This is a genomic window from Cognatishimia sp. WU-CL00825 (assembly GCF_040364665.1).
Classification (GTDB): domain Bacteria; phylum Pseudomonadota; class Alphaproteobacteria; order Rhodobacterales; family Rhodobacteraceae; genus Cognatishimia.
In genome coordinates this window covers 280,365-291,730 of sequence record NZ_BAABWX010000002.1, presented here as the reverse complement: position 1 = coordinate 291,730, position 11,366 = coordinate 280,365, and the positions used below count along the sequence as shown (strand labels likewise).

11 protein-coding genes are annotated in these 11,366 nt (G+C 54.0%); 6 read left to right on the top strand and 5 right to left on the bottom strand.

Annotated features, from left to right (window positions below; all coding sequences use genetic code 11):
- Nucleotides 1-159 precede the first annotated feature (159 nt).
- Nucleotides 160-615 carry a hypothetical protein gene (locus ABXG94_RS12175; protein ID WP_353534522.1) on the bottom strand — a complete coding sequence of 152 codons (456 nt, stop codon included), beginning with the start codon at nucleotides 613-615 and terminating at the stop codon, nucleotides 160-162.
- 114 nt (nucleotides 616-729) lie between these two features.
- Between ABXG94_RS12175 and ABXG94_RS12170 the strand changes: the two genes are divergently transcribed.
- Entirely contained in the window at nucleotides 730-1,731 is a 1,002-nt protein-coding gene (locus ABXG94_RS12170) for a GT-B fold glycosyltransferase domain-containing protein (protein WP_353534520.1), read from the top strand.
- Nucleotides 1,732-1,808: 77 nt separating this feature from the next.
- Nucleotides 1,809-3,101, top strand: coding sequence for an O-acetylhomoserine aminocarboxypropyltransferase/cysteine synthase family protein (locus ABXG94_RS12165; protein ID WP_353534518.1), 1,293 nt, complete (start codon nucleotides 1,809-1,811; stop codon nucleotides 3,099-3,101).
- A gap of 76 nt (nucleotides 3,102-3,177) precedes the next feature.
- Here ABXG94_RS12165 and ABXG94_RS12160 read toward each other — a convergent pair whose 3' ends face one another.
- Nucleotides 3,178-3,864: an SIMPL domain-containing protein gene (locus tag ABXG94_RS12160; protein WP_353534517.1), complete on the bottom strand. Its 687-nt coding sequence runs from the start codon at nucleotides 3,862-3,864 to the stop codon at nucleotides 3,178-3,180.
- Between the two features lie 163 nt (nucleotides 3,865-4,027).
- Here ABXG94_RS12160 and ABXG94_RS12155 point away from each other — a divergent pair, with 163 nt between their 5' ends.
- Nucleotides 4,028-6,235 (top strand): hypothetical protein, encoded by a 2,208-nt coding sequence (locus tag ABXG94_RS12155; RefSeq protein WP_353534516.1) that lies wholly within the window; start codon nucleotides 4,028-4,030, stop codon nucleotides 6,233-6,235.
- Nucleotides 6,236-6,535: 300 nt separating this feature from the next.
- Nucleotides 6,536-6,943, top strand: a complete 408-nt coding sequence (locus ABXG94_RS12150) for a universal stress protein (RefSeq protein ID WP_353534514.1) — start codon at nucleotides 6,536-6,538, stop codon at nucleotides 6,941-6,943.
- An 81-nt stretch (nucleotides 6,944-7,024) separates the two neighbouring features.
- On the opposite strand, the gene hppD is transcribed toward ABXG94_RS12150, so the two are convergent.
- A complete protein-coding gene (gene hppD, locus ABXG94_RS12145) occupies nucleotides 7,025-8,128 on the bottom strand; it encodes a 4-hydroxyphenylpyruvate dioxygenase (RefSeq protein ID WP_353534512.1) in 1,104 nt (367 codons plus the stop codon).
- A gap of 153 nt (nucleotides 8,129-8,281) precedes the next feature.
- On the opposite strand from hppD, the gene ABXG94_RS12140 reads away from it, so the two are divergent.
- Nucleotides 8,282-8,737 carry an Lrp/AsnC family transcriptional regulator gene (locus ABXG94_RS12140; protein ID WP_353534511.1) on the top strand — a complete coding sequence of 152 codons (456 nt, stop codon included), beginning with the start codon at nucleotides 8,282-8,284 and terminating at the stop codon, nucleotides 8,735-8,737.
- A 21-nt stretch (nucleotides 8,738-8,758) separates the two neighbouring features.
- A complete protein-coding gene (locus ABXG94_RS12135; RefSeq protein WP_353534509.1) occupies nucleotides 8,759-10,639 on the top strand; it encodes a monovalent cation:proton antiporter-2 (CPA2) family protein in 1,881 nt (626 codons plus the stop codon).
- Nucleotides 10,640-10,780: 141 nt separating this feature from the next.
- Here the strand turns inward: ABXG94_RS12135 and ABXG94_RS12130 are convergent, their stop codons facing one another.
- Both ABXG94_RS12130 and ABXG94_RS12125 read right to left on the bottom strand, forming a co-directional pair.
- Complete coding sequence (locus ABXG94_RS12130) at nucleotides 10,781-11,062, bottom strand: hypothetical protein (RefSeq protein ID WP_353534507.1); 282 nt, start codon at nucleotides 11,060-11,062, stop codon at nucleotides 10,781-10,783.
- A gap of 110 nt (nucleotides 11,063-11,172) precedes the next feature.
- Nucleotides 11,173-11,358 (bottom strand): hypothetical protein, encoded by a 186-nt coding sequence (locus tag ABXG94_RS12125; protein ID WP_353534506.1) that lies wholly within the window; start codon nucleotides 11,356-11,358, stop codon nucleotides 11,173-11,175.
- Nucleotides 11,359-11,366 lie beyond the last annotated feature (8 nt).

Below are 11,366 nucleotides of genomic sequence, written 5' to 3'. Positions count from 1 at the left end.
CTTCCAAAACCCTGAATTCCAGTTAGCTTCAGGTCGAACACGTGAAACATCGCGCTATGAGATGATCTCCACAGCCTTATCCACAGCCCCTGCTCGCGTCGGCACCAGAATCCCTCCGGAATCGCAGCAAGCCCTGCGACTCGCCCCGATCGACTCGCCCTAAGGCATCAACACCGCCGCGCGCTCATAAGCACTGACATCTGTTGTCAGGTCATCATAAAGCACCTCGATCTCGACCGAAGCGACGGACTGAAGCGGCAAGGTCGTATAAATCTCTGTGCCTTCAGGGATTAGCCCAACCGAATGCGTGACAGGATCACACTCTGGAATTGGCCAGAGCTGTTGCGGTCCACCGTTGACGGAATAGCGAATTTCATAAAGCCCGCATCGCCAGCTTAGCAAGTGAGTAAAATAGATCAGGTCCTGTCCTTGCCATTCCCGAACCGCAATCCAATTGGCTTTGGTCGCGGTCAGGATCGGTTTAACTTCTGTCGCGGTCAAAAACTTACCTGACGGCGACTGATCTTCGGCTAGGCGATCTTCGGCAGCAAGCGTTCCTGACAGACATATCGTGGCAATCAAAGCTGCCCCGGCCTTGGGTAAAGATCTAAACATAATGAATCCTCCGGTTGAGATGGGTTTTGAGAGAATAAAGATAGCAAGTTGCTTGGCCCCAGACCCACTTTATTTGTAAGCTCTATAAAACCTACCGTGCAGAGAATGAAAAAAATGGCAAGAACCGCGGTTTCGCAAACCTTTAATATTTTACTCGTCGCCCAGAATGGCCGACTTACTTATGAAGCCATTCTTTTGTTGGCCTCTTTACGGGCACAGTGCCCTAGCTTTGCCGGACGGATTTTTGTTGCAGAGCCCCAAGCTGGCCCTCTTTGGCAAAAGAACCCCAGCATTCGCAATCTGGCCGCCCGCGACCTGATCCAAGAGCTTGGGGCCGAGATCATCCCCTTTGAGAGCCAACATTTTGGCGAAAGCTACCCCCAGGGCAATAAGATTGAAGCGCTGATGGCCCTGCCCCAAGGCGAGCCATTTCTGTTTCTGGACACCGATACATTGATCTTGGGCGATCTTATGACAGTGCCTTTTGACTTTGAGTGCCCTGGTGCCTCGCAAAAGGTCGAAGGAACTTGGCCGAAACCCGAACTCTATGGGCCGGGGTACACCGGACTATGGAAATCGCTTTATGACAAGTTCGACCTTGATTTTGAAAGCTCGCTCGACCCCTCTCAGCCAGAAGACTACTGGCGGCGCTATCTCTATTTCAATGCAGGTTTCTTTTTTTACAAATGCCCACATGAATTTGGCCGCAAGTTTCTAGAATTTGCTCTTGCCATAAGAGACCACCCACCAGAAGAGCTGGTGTGTCAGGTCATGGACCCTTGGCTCGATCAAGTCGCGTTGCCATTGGTCATTCATGCCCTAGGTGGTGGTCGTAATGTTCTACCCAATGGGCTGATGGATGGCAGTATCACTTGCCACTATAGATTGTTGCCTCTGCTATATGCGCGCGAGGCAGATTTGGTTGTCTCGGTACTGGAAGAGATTTCAGCCCCGCAAGAGATTAAGAAAGCCTTGAAGCAGTACGATCCCTTTAAGTTTATGATCTACCATGGGCGCGGTCAAAAGGTGCGCGCCCTGTTTGATCGCAAAAACCTGCCGCGCAAAGAGCAAGCCATTCGCAACAAAATCAGGCGCGAGGGGTTTTGGATGCGCTGACGCATGTCTCATCTTGAGCATTGATCCCTCGGGCTTGCGTGCATAGGGTGCCTTCCAAGCAAACTTTGGAGGATATAATGACCGACGGACCAACCCTTGGTTTTGACACGCTGCAAATTCACGCTGGCGCAGCCCCTGACCCCGCAACAGGCGCACGTCAAACACCCATTTACCAAACAACCGCTTATGTTTTCCGCGACGCAGATCATGCGGCGGCATTGTTTAATCTGGCCGAGGTCGGCAATATCTATTCGCGGCTGACCAACCCAACGGTTTCCGCCCTAGCAGAGCGCATCACGCACCTTGAAGGTGGCGCAGGTGGCGTTTGCTGCTCTTCTGGCCATGCCGCACAAATCATGGCGCTATTCCCACTGATGCAACCGGGCTGTAACGTTGTGGCGTCCACACGCCTCTATGGTGGGACCGTCACGCAGCTTAGCCAAACCATCAAACGCTTTGGCTGGTCTGCGAAATTCGTCGACTTTGATGATGAAGCTGCCGTGGCAGCCGCGATTGACGACAACACCCGCGCGGTTTTCTGTGAATCTGTGGCGAACCCCGGCGGCTATATCACCGATATTCCGGCGATTGCTGCCATTTCGGATGCCGCCGGCGTACCCCTGATTGTCGATAACACCTCTGCCACACCCTATCTATGTAACCCAATTGCTTTGGGTGCGACGCTGGTTGTGCATTCTACAACGAAATACCTGACCGGTAACGGTACAGTCACAGGTGGCTGCGTTGTCGACAGTGGTAAATTTGATTGGCTACAGAACGACAAGTTCCCCTCTTTCAGCCAACCAGAGCCAGCCTATCATGGTCTGGTGTTTGGCGAGGCGCTGGGTCCGATGGCCTTTACTTTCCACAGCATCGCGATTGGCCTGCGTGATCTGGGCATGACAATGAACCCACAGGGCGCGCATTATACATTGATGGGCATCGAAACTCTTAGCCTGCGCATGCAAAAGCACGTCGAAAACGCGCGCATCGTGGCGGAGTGGCTCGAAAATGACGACCGGGTTGACTATGTTACATATGCGGGTCTGAAATCTTCTCCTTATTATGAGCGCATCGAAAAGGTCTGCCCAAAAGGGGCAGGTGCCCTATTCACCTTTGCAGTCAAAGGCGGGTATGACGCCTGTATCAAACTGGTGGATAGCCTCGACATCTTTAGCCATGTCGCCAATCTTGGTGACACACGTTCCCTGATCATCCATTCGGCATCAACCACACACCGTCAGCTGACCGAAGACCAACAGATTGCCGCAGGGGCTGGCCCGAATGTTGTGCGCCTTTCCATTGGCATCGAAGATCCAAAGGATCTGATCGCCGATCTGGATCAAGCGCTCAGCAAAGCAACGTCGTAAAATTCAAGTTTAGATAACTAAAGAGCCGCCACATTGGCGGCTCTTCCTTCACAAGTAAGTCGTCATGCGCAGCGCGTTATTGCGCAATTTCATAAACGATTGTCACAGTTGCGCTTGTGCTAAGCTCTCCTGCGGCTATGGGGACGGCTGAATCCATCGCCATTTCCGCCCGTGCTGCAAATCTGGGCTGCGGAGCAATGCGCACACCCTCGTCAATCGAGATAATTGCCCCAAGATCTACGCCTGCGGCCTCTGCATACAATGCCGCCTTGTCGCGCGCATCAAGCACCGCCTGTTTGCGCGCCTCTGCTAAGGCGACCGAAGGATCCTGCATCGCAAAGCTTAATCCGTTGAAGACATTGGCACCTTTGGTAACAATTTGATCCAATGAGTTTCCAAGCAATGTCAGATCGCGCACGCGAATAGTCACTTGGTTTCGCGCCTCATAGCCGCGAATACGCGCCACCTCATTATGATTGGCCCCATGATCCCAAAGCGGATTCAGTTGCAAATTTCCAGTTTGCATATCGCGCGGCGCAACCCCCATATCCGTCATAATATCCAGGGCGGCCTTGGTGCGTTTGTTGACTTCATCCAAGGCCTCGCGGGCTGTATGGGCCTGAAACCGTGCCCCCAGCGAGATTATCGCCATATCCGGGGTTTGCTCTACTGTCCCGCGACCCTGCACCACGATTTGCCCGGCCTGCGCCACCGCAGGAAGCATAAGCCCGACGACCAAAACCATTTTCTGAACGAACCGCATTGAATGCTCCTTGATATTTATCTGGATTTAAGACCTAAGATCTTTGGCACGAAAATACTTGGGGATATTGGGCTTTTTCTTCCCCTCGGCGAATTCCTGCTATAAAATCAACGCAGCTTGAACGGGCCTTCTGCCCGTCACCTTCGAATGTTAGAGCCGATATATGACACCGGATTTTGCGCTTTCCCTATCTTTTGAAGGCATTTCTCTATTATGCCGCGTTCCAGAGGGATGGCATAAGCTGGGGGAAGTCCCCCTGCAACACGCTGACCTTGATGCCGCTTTGGCGGATTTGCGTGGACTGGGCGAGGCCCAGGCCAATGGCAGCGCGCTTTGCAAAATTATTTTGCCTGACGACCAGATAAAATATTTATCTCTGCCTTCCGCTCAGACAACAACAGAACAAACCGTTCTTGCCGCCCTAGAGGGCGCAACGCCCTATGCCACCGACGACTTGGCCTATGACTTCGTTGAAGACGATTTCGGCATACAAGTTGCAGCCGTGGCCAAGGAAACCCTTGCAGAGGCCGAAAATTTTGCCCGCGAGCACGGCTTTGAGCCGGTTTGCTTTGTGGCAAAATCCGCTTCTGACGACTTTAATGCCGAAGCTTTTTTCGGAAAAACCCATTCTGCGACAGAGCTGGTCGATGATCCCTCCAGCATTCGCCCCGACAGCGCCGTGGTGTCAATCGTATCAGAAGGGCCGCTGGAACGCCCAAAATCCGAGGAAACCCAGCCTTCGGCGCCCCCGTTTGCTACGTCGCGCCGCTTAACGGCAATTGCGGAAACTCCTTCTGAAGATGCGACCCCCCTGCCCGGAGCCCACCGCAGCCTTGAAGCACAAACCGATGGCGCAGAGCCCCAGCAAGACACGGCAAAAGAGCAGCTCGCTACGCCCAGTATCGTAGGGACACAAGAGCCCAGATTTGACCCCGCAACACTGATAGCAGGGCTGAAACAACGGCCAGAATCCGCAAAAGATCCCCGCGCAAGAGGTACATCACGCCAAACGCCGCCAGTGGTTTCTAAAACGGCTGATGCCCCGGCGATTCAGAAAGAAAACCCTTCAATTCAATCGGGTACAAGTACGCCCCCCCCGGTTCAGGTTCAGAGCGTCGGAGGTAAACCACGCTATTTAGCTTTGGTTTTGGTGGCCTTGTTGCTGTTGTTTCTTGCGGGAGCTGCGGCCTGGGCATCATTGTTTACAGAGGGCGGCCTCGCCGGATTGTTTTCGCGCCAAGATAGCGTGCCGCAAATTGCGCTTGTGCCGGAGGACACCAAGGATGTCGAAAGCTCTGTTTTACCACCTACCAGCGTGACCACGGTGACAGACAGCGCCGAAATCGAAGCGATGGACGCAAACGAAGGCATTGTGCTGGATCCGGTGTTGGCGGCGGCGGGGCCGACGAATTTGGGGGATGCGTTTTATGCGGCGACGGGAATTTGGGATCGCTCGCCGATGCAACCTGCAACACCTCGGGCGGGCAGTGCAGAGGGTATATATCTGGGTGCATTTGAAACCCAGCAACAGACCCACGACGCAATCGCCCTGCCAACCGCAGCAAGCTATACCCCTGATTCCACAATAAAAAAGCAAAACAACCCGGTCGCAGCTGGCGTCACCTTTGAACTGGATGAGCGCGGTCTGGTTGTCGCGACTGCCGAAGGGGCCTTATCTCCCGAAGGCATCATGGTCTATCTTGGAAAGCCCGCCGTTGTACCGACGGCTTTCCCAGACAGAACCGTACCAGAAGCCGAGATTGAAACCCCGGCGATCGACCCCGAAGTACTCAAACTTGCGAGCCTGAGACCACGCCTGCGACCCTCTGATTTAATCGAGCAAAATCAACGTGCTACCCTAGGTGGCAGCACCCTTGCAGAGCTTGCAAAATACCGCCCCAAACTACGCCCTGCACAGCTTGAAAAAATCGTTTCAGTAGATCCTGCGGCCATTGATTTGGCGGTGACAGAAGCAGTGTCAGAGGGGGGGACGGATCAGGCGGTTCTGGCGAGTTTGCGGCCTAAACTGCGCCCCAAAAACCTGCCCGCAGCGCTTGCCCAACCCAAAAATGACGCGCCAGCTGTGGCGGTGCCCCGGTCCGAGCGCGCGGCTCCGGCCATTCCGACAACCGCCTCTGTTGCGCGGAATGCGACGCAAAAGAACGTCATAAACCTTAAGAAAATCAACCTCATAGGCGTTTACGGTGCCACTAACGATCGCCGGGCTCTCGTGCGATTGGCAAGTGGGCGCTACAAGAAAGTCAAAGTGGGTGACCGCATCGACGGGGGCAAGGTTGCCGCCATCAGCAGCAATGAGCTGCGCTATGTTAAGGGCCAAAAAAGCCACGTTCTAAAGATGCCCAAGGGCTAAGCGTGCGCTGGTTTAATCTTTGGTTATTTGTACAATTTGTACGTTTCACGGCCTGAAACGTACGATTCGAGCCGCAAAGTTACGCACTTGATTGCGGTTTTGACTCACTGTTTTGATCTGACCTGCATCAAAGACGCCCTTACGTGGGCTGATCTATAGTGATTGCGACATCAGAAGGGACTGCAGTTTTTTGGCCCTTTGACCCTGTCACCTTTTTAGACGCCGCAAACTGGAGCGGCATTGGCCCGTCGTTAAGCAATGTAAACTGCTTGGTTGCTGGGCATTTTTAGGAGACCCAACATGTATAAGAATATTCTCGTTCCAATCGCACCTGACCACGGCACCCCATCAGGCCCGGCATTAGATATCGCGCGCCGACTGGCCGCTGACGACGCAAGAATTACCGCGCTGACGGTGCTGGATGTCATTCCCGAATACGCATCAATCCAATTGCCAAAGGAAATTCATGACAGCCGCAAGGCAGAAGCTCGTGAGATATTGGCGGGTGATCTGGGTGGCGTCAAAGACATTAAGCCTATGGTCATCACTGGTCACAGCTATCGGGGTATTCTGGATTATGCCGAAGAAACCGGAGTGGACTGTATTGTGATTTCGTCCCACCGGCCAGAATTGGCAGACTATCTGCTTGGCTCTACTGCGGCGCGCGTCGTGCGTCACGCAAATTGCTGTGTACATGTGATCCGCTGATCACTTTACCGGCCAACGAATATAGTAAGGGCAGGCCTAAGCCTGCCCTTTGCCTTTGCAAGCAACGCATAGGCATCTGAATTATTCAGCCGCAGGGGCCTGAAGCTCGCCGCTGTCGATCTGCTCTTGTTCAATGCTTTCAAACAGAGCTTTGAAATTGCCTTCGCCAAACCCGTCATCACCCTTGCGCTGGATGAATTCAAAGAAGATCGGACCGATCACTGTTTTAGAGAATATCTGCAACAGGATCTTGGTTTCCCCGCCATCAACCACACCCTCGCCATCAATCAAGATGCCGTGTTTCATCATGCGATCCAACGGCTCGTCGTGGCCCGCGACCCGCTCTTTGGACAGTTTGTAATAGGTTTCTGGCGGGCCTGGCATGAATTTCAGACCCTTGGCGGCAATCTTATCTGTTGCGCCATAGATGTCTTCGGTGCCAACGGCGATGTGCTGAATGCCCTCGCCATTGTATTTCTTCAAATAGCTGACGATCTGCCCGGTTTCGCCGCGGTCTTCGTTAATTGGAATGCGGATCTTGCCACACGGGCTGGTTAGGGCACGTGACAAAAGACCGGTGAATTTACCTTCGATGTCAAAAAACCGGATTTCGCGAAAGTTGAACAGGTCGCCATAGAATTTGAACCATTTGTCCATGTTGCCTTTAAAGACATTATGGGTGAGGTGATCGAGGTAATAAAACCCGTCGCCTTCGGGTTTGGACTGGGTGAGCCAGTTGAATTCGTCGTTAAAGGGTGAACTGTCGTAATATTGATCGGTGAAGTAGATCAACGATCCGCCAATGCCTTTGATCGCAGGCCAATCAAGGGTTTTGTCGTCCGCATCATAGGGTTCTGCCCCTTTGGACACCGCGTGTGCATAGGCCTTTTGCGCGTCAACCACCCGCCAACCCATAGAGGGCGCACAGGGGCCATGTTCGGTTACAAACCGCAGCGCAAAGCTGTCAGGTTCGTTGTTCAGAATATAGGTGACATCGCCTTGCTGCCAAAGTTCGATATCTTTGGTTTTATGGGTGGCGGTGTGAGCATAGCCCATGCGCTGAAACAAATCGCGCAGTTGCTGTGGCTCTGGATGGGCAAACTCGACGAACTCAAATCCGTCGGTGCCAGCTGGGTTAAAACTGGATATCTCTGCGCGTGGCGCATCATGTGGAAAAGGACCCATTGCGCGTCTCCTTGGGTTTGGTATTGCCGGATGTCTTGTCGCCGTAAGAATAGCGGGGAAATCAGGCGTAGAATCCGCGAAATGACGTGCGCTTTGGTCCAATTATGCGTATGATGTAGAAAATACCCCCCTTTTGCGCGGAAATCACGCATCATGCTGGATGAAATCGACAAACGCTTGCTGGCGGCCTTGCAGACCGACGCCCATTTGACGGCGCAGCAACTTAGTGACCAGTTGCATTTGTCGTCGAGCCAAGTTGGGCGACGCAGGCAGCGGCTGGAAGCCGAGGGCTATATTCAGAATTATGCCGCCAAGCTTGACCCGGTGCGCCTGGGGCTTTCGGTGCAGGCCTTTGTGCAGGTGCAGTTGGGCACCCATGGGCCGGATCAGGCCAAGGGCTTTGGGCGTTTGGTGAACACCCGCCCCGAGGTCATCAGCGCTTGGACCCTGACCGGGGACGCCGATTACATGCTGCGGGTATTCTGTGCCGATCTGCAAAGCCTGAACACTCTGATCCACGAAATTCTGTTGCCGCATCCTGCCGTGAGTCGGGTGCAAAGCCAGATCGTCATGGACCAATTCAAACGCGACGCGCCCCTGCCGACCTGACCAAAGAGCCTAGGACCCATTATGGACAGTTTCTTGTTTCAAGCTTCAATCTATCTGGTCGCTGCAGTGATTGCAGTGCCGATTGCGGCGCGGTTGGGGCTTGGGTCGGTGTTGGGCTATTTGACGGCCGGGGTGATTATTGGCCCGGTGTTGGGACTTGTGGGCTCGTCACAAACTCAGGATTTGCAGCATTTCGCGGAATTTGGCGTTGTGATGATGCTGTTTCTGATTGGGTTGGAACTTGATCCGCGGGCGTTGTGGGCGATGCGACACAAGTTGATTGGCCTGGGGGGGTTGCAGATTGTGCTGACCACTTTGGCGATCATGGTGGGCATGATGGCGCTAGGGTATATCTGGAGCATTGCGTTGGCGGTGGGGTTGATCTTTGCCCTGTCGTCCACCGCCATTGTGTTGCAGACCCTGTCAGAAAAGGGCCTGATGCAAACCGCGGGGGGACGGTCGACCTTTGCGGTGCTTTTGACCCAGGATATCGCAGTGATCCCGATGTTGGCGGTTTTGCCGTTGCTGGCGCTGCCCAAGGTGATGACGCTGGCCCCTGATGGCTCGATCAACCGGAACCTTGAGGACGCACATGACGCCGCACACGCGTCTTATTCGCTGGTTGAGGGCCTGCCGGGCTGGGGCGTTACATTGGTGACTTTGGCGGCGGTTGCTGCGGTGATCCTGGCCGGCATCTATTTGATCCGCCCGTTGTTCCGCTTTATTCACGCGGCGCGCCTTCGTGAGATGTACACCGCCACCGCCCTGCTGATCGTGATTGGCATTGCGTTTCTGATGACGCTGGTGGGCCTGTCGCCTGCTTTGGGCACCTTCCTTGCCGGCGTTGTTCTGGCAAACTCGGAATTCCGCCACGAGCTGGAAAGCGATATCGAGCCATTCAAGGGCCTGTTGTTGGGCTTGTTCTTCATTGCCGTGGGGGCGCAGATTGATTTTCGCACCCTGTTTGGTGACCCTCTGAACATATTGGGCATGACCCTGGCGGTGATGGCAATCAAGGCGGTTCTGCTGTGTATTCTAGGGCGGGCATTTGGCCTGCGGGGGCGCAATCAATGGCTGTTTGCCTTGGGTTTGGCGCAGGCCGGTGAATTTGGCTTTGTGCTGATATCCTTTGCGATCCAACAGAATGTAATCCCAGTGGCCCTCAGTGAGCAGCTTTTGCTGGTGGTGGCGTTATCGATGCTGATCACACCTTTGCTGTTCATTTTGCACGACGTGATCACCCGTCGTATGAGTGATGGCGAAGAGCTGCTGGATCCGGATGTGATTGATGCCACCGGGCCGGTGATCATTGCGGGCATTGGGCGGTTTGGTCAGGTGGTCAATCGGCTGGTGCGCGCCTCGGGTTTCAAAACCGTGATTTTGGATCATGACATGAATGCGGTTGCCGCCATGCGCCGCTTTGGCATCAAAGGATTTTTTGGCGACCCAACCCGCCCCGAGTTGATGAAAGCAGCTGGGCTAAAGGATGCCCGGGTTTTGGTGGTGGCGGTGGATGATCCCGAAAGCGCGCTAAAACTGGTGACGCACGCGCGCCGCGAACGGCCTGACCTGCATATTGTCGCCCGGGCGCGGGATCGCCGTCAGGTGTTTCGCCTGTATCAGGCCGGTGCCAACGACATCGTGCGCGAAATGTTTGACAGCTCGTTGCGCGCAGGCCGCTACGTTCTGGAGAATATGGGCCTGTCAGAGTATGAGGCCTCGATTTCAGAACAGACCTTTTTCCAGCATGACCGTCAGGGCGTGCGCGAACTGGCACAACTGTGGGATCCTGATATTCCGGCCGGGGAAAACCAAGCCTATATCGACCGGGCCAAAGAGTTGGAAGCCGAGTTGGAAACCTCGCTTTTGGCCGCGCTGGAAAAGACCGAGGCGGCAGAATAGCCGTTTGGGCGACATTGATGAGTATCGGGCGTGCGGGATAAAGCGCCCGTTCGCCAGTATGATCCAATGGCCGCTTTTCTAACAACTCAGACCATGATCATCGCAAGCCTTGTCGGCAGGCCCATTGCTCGTAGCGTGCTTCTAGAAATCGTCAAATTCCGGAACGTTTCCAAGCCTGACAAGGAAGTTTGGTGATCCGACTTCGCCACTGTTTGGGTCTTCACTAATCATATAGGCATCAGCACCGGCGCAATCCGTGGACTGGGCCTCGCGTTCTGCTCTGTTCTGAGCTTCTGCCGCAGTTGAATATTGAAATTGCTTGCCAATTTTCAGGCCAGCTTGCCCGTTTCGACCGGGTTTTTGTTCCACATATGTCTGGCAAATATAGTGAACTTTTGTAGCGCTTTCGCCTAGTTGCGTCATAATTAAATCCTTCGCGCTTGTTGTTGCGCCATTGAAATTTGAAAGGCGCGGTCGAAAAGCAGTTTATTGCGATATGGCAGCCTTGGATTGCCTTATCCGGAGCACCAACGCTAGTTTTTTTTCGGAGTGTGCGCTTCTCGTTCGAGGCGTGCAATACGTAGCCGGTCATTCTTGGCTTGCCGCTGTTCAGCCTCTTCTTCGACCATCTTCCGGACGATCCGGGTGGTCTTGTCCATGGGCGTTTCGGATTTGGGAATTCGAGCTTTGAATGCGCTTGTTTTTGTCAGCTTGGTCAATTGATTTT